The sequence below is a fragment of the Streptomyces sp. NPDC001851 genome, from assembly GCF_040297165.1.
Lineage (GTDB): Bacteria > Actinomycetota > Actinomycetes > Streptomycetales > Streptomycetaceae > Streptomyces.
This window is the reverse complement of record NZ_JBEOYR010000029.1, coordinates 57,235-76,270: the sequence shown is the minus strand read 5'-3', so window position 1 is coordinate 76,270 and position 19,036 is coordinate 57,235. Positions and strand designations below refer to the sequence as shown.

The 19,036-nt window shown below is 72.3% G+C and carries 11 protein-coding genes; 8 read left to right on the top strand and 3 right to left on the bottom strand.

The window, feature by feature from the left end; all coding sequences use genetic code 11:
- Nucleotides 1–2 precede the first annotated feature (2 nt).
- The 3 genes from ABT171_RS33470 to ABT171_RS33460 form a co-directional block, all read right to left on the bottom strand.
- Entirely contained in the window at nt 3–1,232 is a 1,230-nt protein-coding gene (locus ABT171_RS33470) for an MFS transporter (RefSeq protein ID WP_351250151.1), read from the bottom strand.
- A 146-nt stretch (nt 1,233–1,378) separates the two neighbouring features.
- Nucleotides 1,379–2,335, bottom strand: coding sequence for a methylmalonyl Co-A mutase-associated GTPase MeaB (gene meaB / locus ABT171_RS33465; RefSeq protein WP_351250150.1), 957 nt, complete (start codon nt 2,333–2,335; stop codon nt 1,379–1,381).
- 52 nt (nt 2,336–2,387) lie between these two features.
- Nucleotides 2,388–3,587, bottom strand: coding sequence for an acetyl-CoA C-acetyltransferase (locus ABT171_RS33460; RefSeq protein WP_351250149.1), 1,200 nt, complete (start codon nt 3,585–3,587; stop codon nt 2,388–2,390).
- Nucleotides 3,588–3,736: 149 nt separating this feature from the next.
- Between ABT171_RS33460 and mce the strand changes: the two genes are divergently transcribed.
- The 8 genes from mce to ABT171_RS33420 all read left to right on the top strand — a co-directional run bounded on the left by mce (nt 3,737) and on the right by ABT171_RS33420 (nt 19,029).
- Nucleotides 3,737–4,177 carry a methylmalonyl-CoA epimerase gene (gene mce, locus ABT171_RS33455; RefSeq protein ID WP_351250148.1) on the top strand — a complete coding sequence of 147 codons (441 nt, stop codon included), beginning with the start codon at nt 3,737–3,739 and terminating at the stop codon, nt 4,175–4,177.
- A 205-nt stretch (nt 4,178–4,382) separates the two neighbouring features.
- Nucleotides 4,383–8,330, top strand: coding sequence for a polarized growth protein Scy (gene scy, locus ABT171_RS33450; protein ID WP_351250147.1), 3,948 nt, complete (start codon nt 4,383–4,385; stop codon nt 8,328–8,330).
- A 182-nt stretch (nt 8,331–8,512) separates the two neighbouring features.
- A complete protein-coding gene (locus tag ABT171_RS33445; protein ID WP_351250146.1) occupies nt 8,513–9,448 on the top strand; it encodes a coiled-coil domain-containing protein in 936 nt (311 codons plus the stop codon).
- 129 nt (nt 9,449–9,577) lie between these two features.
- The gene (locus ABT171_RS33440) at nt 9,578–10,537 is read left to right on the top strand and encodes an ABC transporter ATP-binding protein (protein ID WP_351250145.1); all 960 of its coding nucleotides are present in this window, start codon (nt 9,578–9,580) and stop codon (nt 10,535–10,537) included.
- Nucleotides 10,534–11,307 carry an ABC transporter permease gene (locus tag ABT171_RS33435; protein ID WP_351250144.1) on the top strand — a complete coding sequence of 258 codons (774 nt, stop codon included), beginning with the start codon at nt 10,534–10,536 and terminating at the stop codon, nt 11,305–11,307. The genes ABT171_RS33440 and ABT171_RS33435 overlap by 4 nt, the downstream gene beginning before the upstream one ends.
- 131 nt (nt 11,308–11,438) lie before the next feature.
- Nucleotides 11,439–12,797 (top strand): ABC transporter ATP-binding protein, encoded by a 1,359-nt coding sequence (locus ABT171_RS33430; protein ID WP_351250143.1) that lies wholly within the window; start codon nt 11,439–11,441, stop codon nt 12,795–12,797.
- On the top strand, nt 12,794–13,678 hold the full coding sequence (locus ABT171_RS33425) for an ABC-2 transporter permease (RefSeq protein ID WP_351250142.1): 885 nt from the start codon (nt 12,794–12,796) through the stop codon (nt 13,676–13,678). The genes ABT171_RS33430 and ABT171_RS33425 overlap by 4 nt, the downstream gene beginning before the upstream one ends.
- 470 nt (nt 13,679–14,148) lie before the next feature.
- A complete protein-coding gene (locus tag ABT171_RS33420) occupies nt 14,149–19,029 on the top strand; it encodes an RICIN domain-containing protein (protein WP_351250141.1) in 4,881 nt (1,626 codons plus the stop codon).
- The last annotated feature ends 7 nt before the right edge of the window (nt 19,030–19,036 follow it).

Genomic DNA, 19,036 nt, shown 5'->3' with positions numbered 1-19,036 from the left:
CGTCACAGCGGGGCCGCGGGGTGTTCCGCGCCCCTCGTGCGAGCCCCGCGCCGGGCCACGGCCGGCGCGGTCAGGAGCATCACCGCGCCGGTCACCGCGAAGCACGGCCCCGGTGGCAGCCATCCGACCAGCACGCCGGCGACCGCGGCACCCGCCGTACCGCCGGCGTTGAGGGCCGTGTTGACCCAGGCGCCGGCCCGGACCCGGGCCTCGGGCGGCGCGGTCTCGTCGGCGATGAGGTACGCGGTGGTGATCAGCGGGGACACGAAGAGCCCGGCGGACGCCACCGCCAGGGCGAGCGTGCCCACCCCGTGCACCAGCCCGGCGGCGCACAGCACCAGCCCCAGCCCGGCCGCCTGCAGGGGCAGTCGTGTCCCTGCGCCGGACCGCCAGGAGACGGCACCGTTCAGCAGCCCGCCGACGGCGCTTCCGGCGGACAGGGCGGCGAGCACCCAGCCCGCGCCGCCCCCGCTGCCGTGCTCCTCCGCGAAGGCGACCACCAGCAGCTCGGTCACGCCCAGCGCGAGACCGACCCCGGCGGCGGCGACCACCGGCCGCCCCAGCCCGCGCAGCACCCGCCGCCCGGCCGGACGCCGGTCCCGCTCGCGCCCGCCCGGCGGCACCACACGCACCGCGGGAGACGACAGGAACCCCGCCGTGCCCGCCGCCATCAGCACCGCCCCGGCGAGCACACCCGCCCCCGGCGGAGCGAACCCGACGAGCACCCCGACCAGCAACGGCCCCGACACGAACAGCAGTTCCTCGGCGACGGCGTCGAGGCTGTAGGCGCGCTGCAGCAGCGCCCGGTCCGGGGCGAGCCGCCCCCACACGGCCCGCATGGTGGGCCCGAGCGGCGGAGTACAGGCCCCGGCGGCGGCCGTCACGGCCCCCACGACGAGCGGCGGGACGGCGCCCGGACGCCAGACGGTCACCGTCAGCAGCCCGAGCAGCCCGGTGCAGGCCCCGGCCATCGGGGCGAGCACACGCCGCGGCCCGTGGCGGTCTATGAGCGCCGCCCGGGCGGGCGACAGAAAGACGCTGGTGGCGGAGAACAGCGCCATGAAGGTGCCCGCCATCGCATACGACCCGAACGCCCGGGTCACGGCGAGCATCAGGGACAACGGAACGACGCCGTACGACAGCCTGGCGAGCAGGACGGCGGCAAAGGTGCGGCGCGCGTGGGGGATGCGCAGAACTGCGGCATAGGAAGGCCGCGAAGGGTGCGTGGACACGCTGGGGTTCCTCTGTGCGAGGCGGAAGAGGGGACACCGGGGGACGCGGTGGCCGTACGTCCGGCCCCGCGGTCCGATGCGCGCTCTACGCCATGAAGAGGAACATGCCGGTCAACCTAGCAACATGATCGGCGGATCGGCGAGCCTCAGCTCTCCGTCAGGCCCGCGACCAGTTCGTCCGCCGCGCGGTACGGGTCCAGGTCGCCCGCGACGATGCGCTCCGCGAGTGCGCTGAGGCGGCGGTCGCCGTGCAGGTCGCCGATGCGTTCGCGCAGCGCGGTGACGGCGATGGTCTCCACCTCGCGGGCCGCCCGCGCCCTGCGGCGCTCGGCGAGCACGCCGCGCTCCTCCATCCAGGCGCGGTGCTTCTCCAGGGCTTCGACGACCTCGTCGACGCCCTCGGCGCGGGCCGCGACCGTCTTCACGATCGGCGGGCGCCAGTCGCCGGGGCCGCGGGACTCGCCGAGGCCCAGCATGTGGTTCAGCTCGCGGGCGGTGGCGTCGGCGCCGTCCCGGTCCGCCTTGTTGACGACGTACACGTCGCCGATCTCCAGGATGCCCGCCTTGGCCGCCTGGATGCCGTCGCCCATGCCGGGGGCCAGCAGCACCACGCTCGTGTCCGCCTGGGAGGCGATCTCGACCTCCGACTGGCCGACGCCGACCGTCTCGACCAGGATCACGTCGCAGCCGGCCGCGTCGAGGACGCGGATCGCCTGGGGGGCCGCCCAGGCGAGGCCGCCCAGGTGTCCCCGGGTGGCCATGGAGCGGATGTAGACGCCGGGGTCGGAGGCGTGCTCCGACATGCGGACGCGGTCGCCGAGCAGGGCGCCGCCCGAGAACGGCGAGGACGGGTCGACGGCCAGGACGCCGACCCGTTTGCCCTGCTTGCGGTAGGCCGTGACGAGGGCGGAGGTGGAGGTGGACTTGCCCACGCCGGGCGACCCCGTCAGGCCCACCACATACGCGTTGCCGGTCAGCGGGGCCAGCGCCGCCATGACCTCCCTGAGCTGCGGGGACGCCCCCTCCACGAGGGAGATCAGCCGGGCCACGGCCCGCGGCCGGCCTTCCCTGGCCTGGGCCACCAGAGAGGAGACGTCCTGCATCACACAGCTCCGTTCGGTTCAGCGACGTACCGTCAGCTACGTAGGGGGGAACTCAGGCCTTCGGTACCCGCACGACGAGCGCGTCACCCTGGCCGCCGCCACCGCACAGCGCGGCCGCGCCGACCCCGCCGCCGCGGCGCTTGAGCTCAAGCGCCAAGTGGAGCACGAGCCGGGCGCCGGACATGCCGATCGGGTGACCCAGGGCGATCGCACCACCGTTCACGTTCACCTTTTCGGTGGACACGCCGAGGTCCTTCATTGACTGCACGGCGACGGCGGCGAAGGCCTCGTTGATCTCGATGAGGTCGAGGTCGGAGACCTCCAGGCCCTCCTTCTTCAGCGCGTGCCGGATGGCGTTGGACGGCTGGGACTGGAGGCTGTTGTCCGGGCCGGCCACGTTGCCGTGCGCGCCGATCTCCGCGAGCCAGTCCAGGCCCAGCTCCTCGGCCTTGGCCTTGCTCATCACGACCACGGCCGCCGCACCGTCGGAGATCTGCGAGGAGGTGCCCGCGGTGATCGTGCCCTCGCGGGAGAAGGCCGGGCGGAGCTTGGCCAGCGACTCGGCGGTGGTGTCGCCGCGGATGCCCTCGTCCTTGCTGAACAGCACCGGGTCGCCCTTGCGCTGCGGGATCTCCACCGGGGTGATCTCGGCCTCGAACAGGCCGTTCTTCTGCGCGGCGGCGGCCCGCTGGTGGGACAGGGCGGCGATCTCGTCCTGCTCGGCGCGGCCGATGCCGAGGCGGGTGTTGTGCTTCTCGGTGGACTCGCCCATGGGGATGTTCTCCCACGGGTCGGTCAGGCCGTCGTAGGCCATTGCGTCGAGCATCTGGACCGCGCCGTACTTGAAGCCCTCGCGGGACTTCGGCAGCAGGTGCGGGGCGTTGGTCATGGACTCCTGGCCGCCGGCCACGACGATGTCGAACTCGCCGGCGCGGATCAGCTGGTCGGCGAGCGCGATGGCGTCCAGGCCGGACAGACACACCTTGTTGATGGTGAGCGCCGGGACGTTCATCGGGATGCCGGCCTTCACGGCCGCCTGCCGGGCCGGGATCTGGCCGGCGCCGGCCTGCAGCACCTGGCCCATGATCACGTACTGCACCTGGTCGCCACCGATCCCCGCACGGTCGAGGGCGGCCTTGATCGCGAAGCCGCCCAGGTCGGCGCCGGAGAAGGACTTGAGGGAGCCCAGCAGTCGTCCCATGGGCGTACGCGCGCCCGCGACGATGACCGAGCTGGTCGTTCCAGAAGGCATGAGCTGCGATCCCCTTACCGGCCTGCACAGCCGAGGAGTGAACGAGGGTTTACTTCGAATGTACTGAGCGGTAGAGCACGGCGTCACCGGCCTTACGGTGTGATCGCGCGCACGTTGCGTAACCAAGCGAGGAGCGCTGCACTGAATCCATGCTGACGCGAATCGACCACATCGGGATCGCCTGCCACGACCTCGACGCGACCGTCGAGTTCTACAGGGCCACGTACGGCTTCGAGGTGTTCCACACCGAGGTCAACGAGGAGCAGGGCGTGCGCGAGGCCATGCTCAAGATCAACGAGACCTCGGACGGCGGCGCCTCCTACCTGCAGCTGCTGGAGCCCACCCGCGAGGACTCCACCGTCGCCAAGTGGCTCGCGAAGAACGGGGAGGGCGTCCACCACATCGCCTTCGGCACGGCGGACGTCGACGGGGACGCCGCCGGCATCCGCGGCAAGGGCGTGCGCGTGCTCTACGACGAGCCCCGGCGCGGCTCCATGGGCTCGCGGATCACCTTCCTGCACCCCAAGGACTGCCACGGAGTCCTCACAGAACTGGTCACTTCGGCCCCTGTTGAGTCGCCCGAGCACTGACCCCCGTACATAAGGGCCGGTAGGGTTGGGGGCGGTCGTCCCTTCAACCGGGACGACCGCATGCCGGGGTCCGGGTTTCGGGGGACGAGCGTCGGGGCAGCAGCCCGTGCTCCGCCGTTGATCTGACACCATTCCCCGGGGGCCCCGTTCGGCGGAGGACGAGGCTCGTTGGAGAAGCTGACCAGGGGACGGATGGGACCGCGCAGTGCGGGGCTACGAGAGCCAGGAGCGAGAGCCGGCGGCTGACGTCGACCACCTCTCTCGGTTCGAGGCCGAGATGAAACGGCTGAGGACCGAGCGGGAGAAGGCGATCCAGCACGCCGAGGACCTCGGCTACCAGGTCGAGGTGCTGCGCGCCAAGCTGCACGAGGCGCGCCGCACCCTGATGACCCGGCCCGCCTTCGACGGCGGGGACATCGGCTATCAGGCCGAGCAGTTGCTCCGTAATGCCCAGATGCAGGCCGACCAGCTGCGCCAGGAAGCCGAGCGGATGGCCGCGGAGGCCCGCGCGCAGACCCAGCGGATCCTGCAGGAGCACGCCGAGCAGGCCGCCCGGCTCCAGGCGGAGCTGCACCAGGAGGCGGTGACCCGGCGCCAGCAGCTCGACCAGGAGCTGGCCGAGCGCCGCGCCACCGTCGAGTCGCACGTCAACGAGAACGTGGCCTGGGCGGAGCAGCTGCGCGCCCGGACGGAGGCTCAGGCCCGCCGGCTCCTCGACGAGTCCCGCGCCGAGGCCGAGCAGGCGATGGCCGCCGCCCGCGCGGAGGCCGAGCGGCTGACGAGGGAGGCCCGGGAGCGGCTGCAGGCCGACGCCGAGGCGGCCCGCGCGGAGGCCGAGCAGCTCCTGCGCCGCGCCCGCACCGACGCCGAACGGCTGCTGAACGCCGCCTCCGCGCAGGCGCAGGAGGCCACCGAGCACGCCGAGCAGCTGCGCACCACCACCGTCACCGAGTCGGACGCCGCGCGCCGGCAGGCCGCCGAGCTGAGCCGGGCCGCCGAGGAGCGGATGACGGCGGCCGAGGAGGCGCTGCGCAAGGCGCAGGCCGAGGCCGAGAAGCTGCAGACGGAGGCGAAGGAAGCCGCCGCCAAGGCACTCGCGAGCGCCGAGGCCGCGGGCGAGGCCCGCACGCGCACCGCGAAGGAGCAGGTCGCCCGGCTGGTCGAGGAGGCCACCAAGGAGGCCGAGAACACCCGGTCCGAGGCCGAGCAGCTGGTCGCCGACGCCCGCGCCGAGGCCGAGAAGATCGTCGCCGAGGCCGCCGAGAAGGCCCGTGCGGTCACCGCCGAGGAGAGCGCGACCCAGCTGTCCAAGGCCGCCAGGACCGCCGAGGACGTCCTCAACAAGGCGGCGGAGGAGGCCAGGAACACCACCAAGGCCGCCGCCGAGGAGGCCGAGCGGATCCGCACGGAGGCCGAGGCCGAGGCGGACCGGCTGCGCGCCGAGGCGCATGACATCGCCGAGCAGCTCAAGGGCGCGGCGAAGGACGACACCAAGGAGTACCGCGCCAAGACGGTCGAGCTGCAGGAGGAGGCCCGCCGGCTGCGCGGCGAGGCCGAGCAGCTGCGCGCCGACGCGGTCGCCGAGGGCGAATCGATCCGCGCGGAGGCCCGCCGGGAGGCGGTCGCCCAGATCGAGGAGGCGGCCAGGTCCGCCGAAGAGCTGCTCGCCAAGGCCAAGGCGGACGCCGACGAGCTGCGGCAGACCGCGACCGGCGACAGCGAGAAGGTCCGCACCGAGGCCATCGAGCGGGCCACCAGCCTGCGCCGGCAGGCCGAGGAGACCCTGGACCGGGCCCGCAAGGAGGCCGAGCGGCTGCGCGCCGAGGCCGACGAGCAGGCCGAGACGGTCCGGACGGACGCCGAGACCGCCGCGCGCGAGCTGCGCGAGGAGACCGAGCGGATCATCGAGGCGCGCCGCACCGAGGCCGCCGAGGAGCTGACCCGCCTTCAGACGGAGGCGCAGGAGCGGCTCGCCTCCGCCGAGCAGGCGCTGGCCGAGGCCCGCGAGGAAGCCGCCCGGATCCGCCGCGAGGCCGCCGAGGAGGCGGAGCGGCTGCGCACGGAGTCGGCCGAGCGGATCCGTACGCTCCAGCAGCAGGCCGAGGCCGAGGCGGACCGGCTGCGCGACGAGGCCGCGTCCGACGCGTCCGCCTCCCGCGCCGAGGGCGAGGCCGTCGCCGTACGGCTGCGCTCCGAGGCCGCCGCCGAGGCCGAGCGGCTCAAGGCGGAGGCCCAGGACACCGCGGACCGGGTGCGCGCCGAGGCGCAGGCCGCCGCCGAGCGGCTCGGCGCCGAGGCGTCCGAGACGCTGGCCGCCGCCCAGGAGGAGGCCGACCGGCGCCGCCGCAAGGCCGAGGAGACCCTCGGCGCGGCCCGCGAGGAGGCCGACGAGGAGCGCCGGCGCGCCCGCGAGCAGAGCGAGGAACTGCTGGCCTCCGCCCGCAAGCGGGTCGAGGAGGCGCAGGCCGAGGCGACCCGGCTGGTGGAGGAGGCCGAGCGGCGCGCCACCGAGATGGTCTCCGCCGCCGAGCTCCACGCCCAGCAGGTACGGGACTCCGTCGCCGGGCTGCACGAGCAGGCGCAGGAGGAGATCACCGGGCTGCGCTCGGCCGCCGAGCACGCGGCGGACCGTACGAGGCGGGAGGCCGAGGAGGAGGCGGACCGGCTGCGCGCCGACGCCTACGCCGAGCGGGAGCGGGCGAGCGACGACGCCCGTCGGGTGCGTCGCGAGGCGAACGAGGAGTCGGAGGCCGCGAAGGCGCTGGCCGAGCGTACGGTCGCGGAGGCGATGGCGGAGGCCGAGCGGCTGCGCTCGGACGCGTCCGACTACGCCCAGCGGGTGCGCACCGAGGCCTCGGACGCGCTCGCCGAGGCGGACCAGGCGGCGGCGCGCACCCGCGCGGACGCCCGCGAGGACGCCAACCGGATCCGGTCGGACGCGGCGACCCAGGCGGACACCCTCATCAGCGAGGCGCGCAACGAGGCCGAGCGGCTCCAGACGGAGACCGTCGCGGAGGCCGACCGGGTGCGCACGGAGGCGCTGACCGAGGCCGAGCGGTTGCAGACGGAGACCGCGGCCGAGGCCGAGCGGCTGCGCACCGAGGCCCTGGCCGAGGCGGACCGGGTGCGCGCGGAGGCGTTGGCGAAGGCCGAGCAGCTCGTCGGGGAGGCGACCGACGAAGCCGAGCGGCTGCGCGCCGAGGCCGCCGAGACCGTCGGTTCCGCGCAGGCGCACGCCGAGCGGGTGCGGGCGGAGGCCGAACAGCTCAAGGCGGACGCGGAGGACACGGCCGAGCGGCTCGTCGGCTCCGCCCGCGAGGAGGCCGAGCGGACCCTGGACGAGGCCCGCAAGGAGGCCAACAAGCGGCGTTCGGAGGCGGCCGAGCAGGTCGACACGCTCATCACCGAGACCACGGCCGAGGCGGACAAGCTGCTCGCCGAGGCGCAGCAGCAGGCGCTGAAGACCACCGCGGACGCGGAGTCGCAGGCCGACACGATGGTCGGCGCGGCCCGCAGCGAGGCCGAGCGGATCGTCGCCGAGGCGACCGTCGAGGGCAACACCCGGGTGGAGAAGGCCCGTACGGACGCCGACGAGCTGCTGGTCGGTGCCCGCCGGGACGCCACCGCCATCCGGGAGCGCGCGGAGGAGCTGCGCGAGCGGATCACCACCGAGATCGAGGAGCTGCACGAGCGGGCCCGGCGCGAGGCCGCCGAGACGATGAAGTCCACCGGCGACCGCTGCGACGCGCTCATCCAGGCGGCCGAGGAGCAGCTGGCCAAGGCGGAGGCGAAGGCCAAGGAGCTGGTCTCGGAGGCGAGCTCCGAGGCGGGCAAGGTGCGTATCGCCGCCGTCAAGAAGGCGGAGGGGCTGCTCAAGGAGGCCGAGCAGAAGAAGGCCAGCCTCATCAAGGAGGCCGAGGAGCTGAAGGCCGAGGCGATCCGCGAGGCGCGGCGCACGGTCGAGGAGGGCAAGCGCGAGCTGGAGATCCTGGTGCGCCGCCGCGAGGACATCAACGCCGAGATCTCCCGGGTGCAGGACGTCCTGGAGGCACTGGAGTCCTTCGAGGCGCCGGCGTCCGGCAAGGAGGGCGGAGTCAAGGCCGGTGCGACGATCGGTGCCCCCCGATCGGGTGGCAAATCGTCAGACGGGTAGCGCGAGAGGTGCGTTCCGGTGTCTTCTGGGGGCTTTGCCCGACTCGTTGGCAAGCACTCTGACGGTCAGCCACCCGAAAGAGGTGTCATTCTCCAGATCAAACACGTATCCGCTCGATGACACACCGCTTCGGCCCCTAGGATTCCCCTATCACCTCACCGGTCTCATTGGACAGGAACCCCATGAGCGACACTTCCCCCTACGGCTTCGAGCTTGTGCGGCGTGGGTACGACCGCGCTCAGGTGGACGAACGTATCTCCAAGCTCGTCTCCGACCGTGACAGCGCCCTCTCCCGCATCACCGCCCTGGAGAAGCGCATCGAGGAGCTGCACCTCGAAACGCAGAACGCCCAGGCGCAGGTCACCGATGCCGAGCCGTCGTACGCGGGCCTCGGCGCGCGGGTCGAGAAGATCCTGCGGCTGGCCGAGGAAGAGGCCAAGGAGCTGCGTGAGGAGGCCCGGCGGGCGGCCGAACAGCACCGTGACCTCGCCGAGTCGGCTGCCCAGCAGGTCCGCAACGACGCCGAGTCCTACGCCGCGGAGCGCAAGAACAAGGCCGAGGACGAGGGCGTCCGGATCGTCGAGAAGGCCAAGGCCGACGCGGCCCAGCTGCGTGCCGAGGCGCAGAAGGACGCGCAGTCCAAGCGCGAGGAGGCGGACGCCCTCTTCGAGGAGACCCGCGCCAAGGCCGCGCAGGCCGCCGCGGACTTCGAGACGAACCTCGCCAAGCGCCGCGAGCAGTCCGAGCGCGACCTGGCCTCGCGTCAGCAGAAGGCCGAGAAGCGCCTGGCGGAGATCGAGCACCGCGCCGAGCAGCTGCGCCTGGAGGCGGAGAAGCTGCGCACGGACGCCGAGCGCCGCGCCCGCCAGACGGTGGAGACGGCCCAGCGCCAGGCCGAGGACATCGTGGCGGACGCCAACGCCAAGGCCGACCGCATCCGTTCGGAATCCGAGCGCGAGCTCGCCGCGCTGACCAACCGCCGCGACAGCATCAACGCCCAGCTGACGAACGTGCGGGAGATGCTGGCGACGCTGACCGGTGCGGCTGTGGCTGCCGCCGGTACGACGACTGACGACGAGCCCATTTCTCGTGGGGTGCCGGCGCAGCAGACCCGGTAAGCGCGGGTCGCGGGGCATCTGCGGGTCCGTTGTGGCTGGTCGCGCAGTTCCCCGCGCCCCTTGGGGCCCGCTTTTGAAGCCCCCTGTCCTCAAGTGGCAGGGGGCTTCGCCCCGTTTTAGCGTGGCCGCATGATCGAGCTGGAGGGCCTGACCAAGCGGTACGGCGACAAGGTGGCGGTCGACGGCCTCACCTTCACCGTCAGACCCGGCATCGTCACCGGGTTCCTCGGGCCCAACGGAGCCGGGAAGTCCACGACCATGCGGATGATCCTCGGACTCGATCACCCCACCGCCGGTGGTGTCCGCATCGACGGCAGGCACTACCGGCAGCTCAAGGACCCGCTGACGTACATCGGCGCGCTGCTGGACGCCAAGGCCGTGCACGGCGGGCGCAGCGCCTACCACCATCTGCTGTGCCTCGCGCAGAGCAACGGGATCCCCGGGCGCCGGGTGGCCGAGGTGCTGGACACCGTCGGGCTCACCGCGGTGGCGCGGAAGAAGGCCAAGGGGTTCTCGCTGGGCATGGGCCAGCGGCTGGGCATCGCCGCGGCGCTGCTCGGGGACCCGCGGATCCTGATGTTCGACGAGCCGGTCAACGGGCTGGACCCGGAGGGCATCCACTGGATCCGGACCCTGATGAAATCGCTGGCCGCGCAGGGCCGCACGGTGTTCGTGTCGAGCCATCTGATGAGCGAGATGGCGCTGACCGCCGATCACCTGGTGGTCATCGGGCAGGGGCGGCTGCTCGCGGACACCTCCATGGCCGACTTCATCCGGCAGAACTCCCGGTCGTACGTGCGGATCCGGTCGCCGCAGCGCGAGCGGCTGCTCGATGTGCTGCACGCGGACGGGACCACCGTCGTGGAGGCGGGTGCGGGCGCGCTGGAGGTGGAGGGCGACAAGGCCGGGCGGATCGGTGAGCTGGCGGCGCGGTACGGGATCGTGCTGCACGAGCTGAGCCCGCGGCAGGCCTCGCTGGAGGAGGCGTTCATGCGGCTGACGGCCGAGGCGGTGGAGTATCACGCGCATGCCGGCCCCGATCCCGTCGCGCAGAGCTGGGGCGCCGGCTGGAAGGGGGCGGAGGGATGACGGCCGTGCGGGTGATCCGCTCCGAGTGGACCAAGATCCGGTCGGTGGCGTCCACGGTGTGGACACTGTCGCTGGCCGTGGTCGTCACCGTCGCCCTGGGCATGCTCCTCTCGGGGCTGACGCGGAGGCAGTTCGACTCGATGCCGGCACGGCAACGGCTGTCGTTCGATCCGGTCTTCGTGTCCTTCGCGGGCATGACCCTGGGCCAGCTCGCCCTGATCGTGTTCGGCGTGCTGGTCGTCTCGAACGAGTACAGCACCGGCATGATCCGGGTCTCGCTGGCCGCCGTGCCGCGGCGCGGCACCTTCCTGTTCGGCAAGATCGCGGTGGCCACCGCGCTGGCGCTGGCGGTCGGCATGGTCACGAGCTTCGCCGCGTTCTTCCTCGGCCAGGCGATGCTCGGCCCGCACGGGGCGCGGCTCGGCGATCCGGGCGTGCTGCGCGCGGTGCTCGGCGGCGGGCTGTACATGGCGCTGATCGCGGTGTTCTCCATGGGCGTCGCCGCGATGCTGCGCTCGCCGATGCTGTCGCTCGGGATCCTGATGCCGTTCTTCTTCCTGGTCTCCAACATCCTCGGAAACGTGGACGCCACGAAGAAGATCGGCCGGTTCCTGCCGGACCAGGCGGGCAGCCGGATCCTGCGGGTGGTGCCGAGGCTCGGCGACGAGGCTCCGTACGGGCCCTGGGGCGGACTCGGCATCATGTCACTGTGGGTGATCGCGGTGCTCGTGGGCGGGTACGTCCTCCTCAGACGCAGGGACGCTCAGTAGCCGTCGCACACACCCACCGTAGTGCTCTGGCTTTGCTTTCTTTTGGGCGGAACCGTCAGCCGCTCGATATCCTCCTAACCCTTACGGGGGCGTGTGCCCCGCTGTCCTGAACCTTTCGATGGGTGCGGAGCATGATCGAGGCTGTCGGCCTGACCAAGCGCTACGGCGACAAGACCGCCGTGTACAACCTTTCCTTCCAGGTGCGGCCAGGAGCCGTCACCGGCTTCCTCGGGCCCAACGGCTCGGGCAAGTCCACGACGATGCGGATGATCCTCGGGCTGGACAACCCGACGGCCGGATCGGTGACGATCGGCGGCCACCCGTACCGCAGGCTGCCCAACGCCCCCCGCCAGGTAGGCGCACTGCTCGACGCCAAGGCCGTGCACGGCGGCCGGTCCGCCCGCAACCACCTGCTGAGCCTCGCCCAGCTGTCCGGCATCCCCGCCCGGCGCGTGGACGAGGTGCTCGGGGTGGTCGGCCTGCAGGATGTGGCGAAGAAGCGCTCCAAGGGCTTCTCGCTCGGCATGGGCCAGCGCCTCGGCATCGCCGCCGCGCTGCTCGGCGACCCGCAGGTGCTGCTGTTCGACGAGCCGGTCAACGGCCTCGACCCCGAGGGCATCCTCTGGGTCCGCAACCTGATGAAGGCGCTCGCCGCCGAGGGCCGTACGGTCTTCGTCTCCTCGCACCTCATGAGCGAGATGGCGCTGACCGCCGACCACCTCATCGTCATCGGACGCGGCCAGCTGCTCGCCGACATGAGCGTGAAGGACTTCATCTCGGCCAACTCCGCCGACTTCGCGCGGGTGCGCACCCCCGACACCGAGCCCCAGCTGCGCGAGAAGCTCGGCACCGCGCTCGCCGAGGCGGGCGGCCATGTGCTGCCCGAGCAGGACGGCGCGCTGCGCGTGACCGGGCTGCCGCTGCCCCGGATCAGCGACCTCGCGCACGAGGCGGGCGTACGGCTGTGGGAGCTGTCGCCGCACCAGGCGTCGCTGGAGGAGGCGTACATGCGGATGACGCAGGGCGCCGTGGACTACCGCTCGACCATCGACCAGAAGACGGGCCTGCAGCAGCCGCTGCCGCCCGGCGCCCAGCCGCCCATGCCGGTGCCCGGCCAGGGCCAGCCCGGCTGGTACGCCCCGCCGCCGCCTCAGCAGGGCGGGCAGCCGTTCTCGATGCCGCAGGCGCCCGCGGGGCCGTACGGCGGCGCTCCGGCGGGCGCGTACGGCGCGCCCGGCACTCCGGACGCCGGCGCCCCCAACCCGTACGCGCAGCCGGCCCAGCAGGCGCAGTCGCCCCAGCAAGCCCCGCAGGACCGGACGGCGATCCTGACGCCGCAGGCGCAGCCCGCCGCTGAGCAGCCGCAGGCGCAGCCCGCCACCCCGGCCCCGCCCGCGCCGCAGCAGGCACCCGCCGCCGCTCCCCCGGCCCCCGCTCCGGCCGCCGCCCCCGCCCCCGCCGACCTGACCAAGCCCGAGGACGCCCGATGAGCACCCCCCAGCCCCCGATGCCGCAGGCCCCCGCCGCCGCGCCCGACTGGCAGGCGGCGCCCGGCGGTCCGTTCCCCGGTTACACCTCGCCGATCCCGGTCGTGCGCACCCACCTCGGGCACGCGCTGGCCTCGGAGTGGACGAAGATCAAGTCGGTGCGCTCGACGATGTGGACGCTGGGCGTGTTCGTGGCCCTGGTCATCGGCATCGGCCTGATGACCGGAGCGCTGGTCAAGGCCCACGCCGACTCGTCGAACCTGGAAAGCACGAACCCGCTCTCCTTCGGGTTCTTCGGACTGCTCCTCGGCCTCATGTGCGTCATCACGCTCGGCGTGCTGACCACGGCCTCGGAGTACGGCACCGGCATGGTCCGTACGACGATGACGGCGTGCCCGAGCCGGGGCCGGGTGCTCGCCGCCAAGTCGATCGTGTTCTTCCTCGTCGCCTTCGTCGTCACGCTGGCCACATCCGCGTTCGTGGCCATGGTCCAGACGTCCATGCTGAGCGGCACCAGCGTCCGCACGCCCTCCGGTTCCGAGTGGTTGAAGGGCACCGTCGGCGTCAGCCTCTACATCGCGCTGCTCGGGCTGCTCTCGCTGCTCATCGGCTCGATCGTCCGGCACTCCGCGGGCGGCATCACGATCATGATCGGCGCGGTGCTCGCGCCGCTGGTCATCGCGCTGTTCATGGCCACGTCCTCGCTGGCCGACGTACGGGAGTGGCTGTTCAAGTACTCCATCCCCAGCCAGCTGGGCGTCTTCTACGACAACACCCTGAGCGGTTCCGGCCCGACCGGCTGGGACCCGCTGTGGATCATGCTGGGCCTGACGGCCGCCGCGTACGCCGGCGCCTACGCGCTCCTGCAGAGCCGGGACGTGTGAGCCTGGCCGACCGGCGAACGAGGGCCTCCCGGGCGGCCTGCGGATCACTCATCCGCAGGCCGCCGACGGGGGGCCCTCGTGTTTTCACGGGTCGCGCCCGCCAAGGGGGCGAGAATCAGCCATCTTTTTGCGGCGACGGCGGGCCGCCATCCGAGCGGCACACACAGGAAACACACAGAACATCCACAAGTGCGGGTTCGCGGGCCGACCGGACGACCTGATGACCGGCGGTAACTTTCAGGCCAGCACCCTTCGCCCCCACGAAGCGAACGCCTATACGAGCCGATCCGTGTATGCGTAAGGTATCGCCGCGCCTGACCGGAACCTGACCAGTCCGTGTCCACGCGCGTCGATCAGCGACCGGGGGAACACCGTCGCTCACGCACACGTTCCGGCTGCCGCTCCCTTCTCTTCGGGTTCTTCGGCCGTTCTCCCGGCGCACTCCCATGAACGAAGAAAGGGATGCGTCTGTGCACCCCAGACCATGGTTCCGCCTGCCCGCGTCACGAAGTCCGGGACGACTCGCCTCCGCCGTCACCGCCGTCACCGCCCTGGCGGTCGTCGCCGGTCTCGCGGCCCAGCCGAGCTGGTCCCGGCCGAACACCTCCTTGGCGAGTGACTCCGAGCCCTGGTACCAGGACACCGCCGCCGAGCAGTTGCGGCAGGACCAGTGCCTGATGGCCGATGTGCTGCGCCTGGGCGGGCCGTCGATGGCCGCGACCGCGCAGGACGGCCTCAACCAGCCCGCCGACAAGCTGCACGTCCTGGCCAACCGGGAGTACTGGCAGAAGACGCCGCTGGCCGTCGCCTACCAGAAGGACCGGGATGCGGCGAGCAAGGAGATGGACGGTCTCGACGCTCTCCGCAACGGGTGGCAGAAGCCCCTCGAAGGCCTGGCGACGCCCGGTGGATTCACCGTAACCGGGTTCGAGTGGCCGCCGGGCAGCCCCGGCGACGGCCAGAAGTCCTTCTACGAACAGACCGGCCTGAGCGCGTGGATCGCCGACCGGTTCTGGAAGAGCGACGACGACTTCTACAACGACGACACTCCGACGGCAGACGACAAGACCCTCAAGGCCGTCGACGCCATCGGCAACCCGCTCTACGGCAAGGACCCCGACGCGGGAAGCTCGGACTGGAACCGGGCGTACGAAGAGCACCAGGCCTTTGAGTGGATGCGTGGCCCCGGCGGGCACGCGGGCGCCGACGACGCGCGCATCTTCCTCTCCTCCGGCGGCTTCCCGCGCACCGCCCCGCAGCCGGGCACGCCGGAGTACCGCATCGCGGTGGAGGACGTGAAGTCCCGCTTCGCCACGTGCGGGTGGCGTGACCCGCTCGACCCGGACAACGTGCTGGGCGACGTCACCGCCACCGCGACGAACGAGTGGCAGCAGGAGATCTCCTCCCAGGCGGTCCAGCGCAACCAGATCCTGGGCGCGAACAAGTCCGCGGTCGACGCGCTGGCCAAGGGTGCCAGGGCGCTGAGCGAGATGCTGGGGCACTCCTGGATCGCCGACCATCTCACCCGCTGGCAGGACTACTGGTCACCGGGTGGCATGGGCTGGGTCGGCGACGCCTCGCTGGTGATGAGGGTCGAGGCGGCCAAGGGCAAGTGCCTGGACGTACAGGGTGCCGGGACGGCCAACGGCTCCGCCGTGCAGATCTACACCTGCAACAACAGCGCCGCCCAGGAGTGGAAGTTCTGGGGCTCCTACGACGGCGGATACGCCCTGTACAACCCCAATGCGCGCAAGTGCCTCGATGTGAAGAGCGGCGACAACGCCAACGGGACGAAGATCCAGCTCTGGTCGTGCAACGGCAGCCCGGCGCAGCAGTGGCAGTTCGATCTCCGCGCCGCCGGCGAGCTGCGCAACGCGGCCACCGACAAGTGCGTGGACCTGCACACCTTCACCAACGGCAACGACGCCCAGCTGTACACGTGCAACGGCACGGACGCGCAGAAGATCCGCATCGTCCCGCAGGGGCATGACGGCACCGACAAGCTGGACTACCCGAACAAGGCCCAGTTCGACAAGGCCAAGGCCGGCCTCGGTGCCGCTCAGGCCGGCGCGAGGAGCCAGCTGGCCGTCCTGAAGCAGCAGTTGGGTGTCGCGCAGACCGCAGCCACCAACTCCGACACCGCGCTGCAGGCGGCGTACGGCATCGCTGATGCCAACGGCGCCCCGCGGGGGCGTGGTCTGCTGGTCGGCCTGCAGAAGGACCAGGTCACCAAGGGCGCGGTGGCCGCGCTGCAGGCGATGGAGAAGGCCGGTGAGACCGCCGAGGCCGCCACCCGTGCCTCGGCCGGTGACAGTGCGACCATCGCCCAGCGCGCCCTGGCGCAGGCCGCGCAGTCGAAGGCGGAGTTCCGCAAGAAGGCCGCCGAGGCGGCGGAGGCCCAGGCCAAGGCCGCCGCGGACGCCGCCAAGGTCCACCGCGACAACGCAAAGAAGGACAAGGAGACCGCGGAGGCCAGGCTCGCCGACGCGGTGAAGGCCGAGGGCGACGCGAAGGCGGCCGCCGCCGACGCCCACGCCAAGCGGCTCGCCGCCGAGGCCGAGGAGAAGACGGCCAAGGCGGAGAAGGAGACGGCCGCGGCCAAGCAGGCCGAGGCCGCCCAGGACCGGAAGAACGCCGAGGACCAGGCGGGCAGGGCCAAGGACGCCAAGGACAGGGCCGACGCCGCCGAGAAGACGGCCGGGGAGAAGCGGGACGCGGCCGTCAAGGCGAGCGACCACGCCAAGGCCATGCGGGACGACGCCTGGGACGCCGAGCAGAAGGCGGACGCGGCCCGCGCCAAGGCCGACGCCAAGGACGCCTACGCCGACAAGGTCGACTCCGGGGACGCGGCCGACGCAGCCCGCGCCGCCGCCAACGACGCGGACAAGGCCGCCGACGACGCCGAGACCGCCGCGAAGAACGCCCGCGCGGACGCGGACGCCGCCACCCAGGCGGCGGCCGACGCCGACGCCGCCGCGACCCGCGCCGAGGCGGCCGCCAAGCGGGCCCACTCCGACGCCGACGCCGCACAGGCGGACAAGGTGAAGGCGGACGCGGCGGTGAAGACCGCCACCAGCGCCGCCGCCGACGCCATCAAGGCCTCCCAGGACGCAGCCACCGAGGCGAAGGCGGCCGTCAAGCTCGCCGACGAGGCCGAGCAGCACGCCAAGGACGCCAAGTCCCAGGCGGACCAGGCGAACACGGAGGCCGGCAAGGCACTCGCGGCCTCGGCGAAGGCCGCCGGCTACGCCCACGTCACCGCGCAGGCCGCCGCGGACGCCGGCAAGGCGGCCGAGCAGGTCGCCGCCCCCGCCAACGACGCGATCCAGCTCGGCTCCCGCTACGCCGACACCGACTCCGCCGCCGGCCTGGTCGTCCTGACCGGACAGGCCTCGAAGTCCATCGCCGACCAGCAGCAGGCCGTCGCCGACGCCCACGCCAAGAACGCCCAGGCCGAGGCCGACGCCGCCAAGAACCTCGCCGACCAGGCGAAGGGAGACGCCAAGGAGGCCTACCAGCACGCGGCCAACGCCGCCCAGTACGCGGCCGACGCCCGCACCTACGCCAAGCAGGCCCTCGGCTACGCCGCCGACGCCGCCAAGGCCGCGGCAGCCGCCTCAGCGTCCCTAGCCCGCACCATCGACTACGACAAGCAGGCCGCCGCCGACGCCGCGGCCGCCGGCACCGCGGCCGACAACGCCGACGGCTACGCCAAGGACGCGCGCAGCTCGGCCGACGCCGCCGCACTCGACGCCGACGCCGCCCGCAGCGCGGCGGCCCAGGCCGAACAGGACGCCAAGGACGCCCGCGCCGCGGCCAACCGCGCCGACGCGGCCGCGACCGAGGCGGAACAGGCGGCGAAGGACGCGGACAAGTACGCCAAGGAGGCGCAGGACGCGGCCGACAAGGCCGAACACGAGAAGGCCAACCAGCAGGTCCAGACGGGCGCGACGACCGGTGTCGGCGGTGTGTTCTCCGTCATCGACGAGATCCGGCAGAACGGGGAGCCGGAGCAACTCCCCAACGAGTGCCACAACTTCAACTGCAACACGCTGGTGTACATCGCCCACTTCGACGCGGTGGTCAGCTACTACCTGTGCCTCAACCCGGATGTCCCCGCCACGCAGGCCGGCTGCCCGCCCGAGGACACGGTCTTCCTCAAGACACTGACGTTCAAGGGCTTGTCCAAGAAGGTCAAGATGTCCGCGTGGGACGTGACCGTGCAGCTCTGGACGGGCATCGCCAAGTCGATCGTGGGCGACTTCACCGGCTGTTACCACAAGCTCACCGGTGAAGGAGACGGCAGCCTCACCGACTGCGCCTGGGCCGCCACCTGGCTTCCGCTCGGCGGTCCGCTCGGGAAGATCGCCGAGGCGATCCGAGGCGTGGACACCGCCCTGCGGTCCGGGGAAGGAGTCGCCGACGCGCTGAAGGCCCTGAAGACGCTGGACGTCGACGCGGAGACGCTGGCGGACATCGAGCGGTCGGTGGACGTGTACGAGGAGGCGCGGACGGCCTGCCGTGTCAACAGCTTCCCCGGCACCACACAGGTGGTCCTCGCCGACGGCAGCCGCAAGTCACTGCGGAACGTGCGGATCGGCGACCTTCTGCTGGCCACCGACCCGGCGACGGGACGCGCCCAGGGCGAGCCGGTCACCCGGACCTTCCACCACACCACCGTCGACCTGGTCGATGTCGCCCTCACTGACGGCGGACACCTCACCAGCACACCCGGACACCGGTTCTACGTCACCGGCCACGGCTGGGTCCTGGCCTCCGACCTGCGACACGGAGACACCCTGCGCGGACCGGACGGAACCGTCCGCACGGTGGCCGCGCTGCTCGACCGGCACCAGGCCACGCCCCGGACGGTCTACGACCTGACCGTGTCCGGCCTGCACACCTTCTACGCGGTCGCCGGCAGCAGCGCGGTCCTGGTCCACAACTGCAACGACCTCGTGGCCGACCAGCAGAAATTCCCGGGACAAGCCCACACGCTCGATGAGCACACGGCTGGTCACGTGACCCCGCAGGAGGCCAAGGAGCTGGCCGAGGCGAAAACGGAGAAGCTCGGGCGCGTCACTCCGAACAGCCTCTTCGTCGACGAGCAAACCGCCCAGCAGGTTGTGGACTACGCGCTGGCCAACAACGCGAACAAGATTCGCAGGTGGCTTCGGGGACCCGATCAGGTCCTGGACTGGGAGGGGCACTTCGGGGCGAGGAACTCCCTCGGCAAGGCCTATTACCCGGACGGTAGCGTGAAGGACGTCGGCAACGAGTTCTACATCAAGCTGGTCCGGGCCAAGGGGCACAAAGCCGGCTACTACGTCCAGACGTGCTATCCGAAGTAGGGAAGTG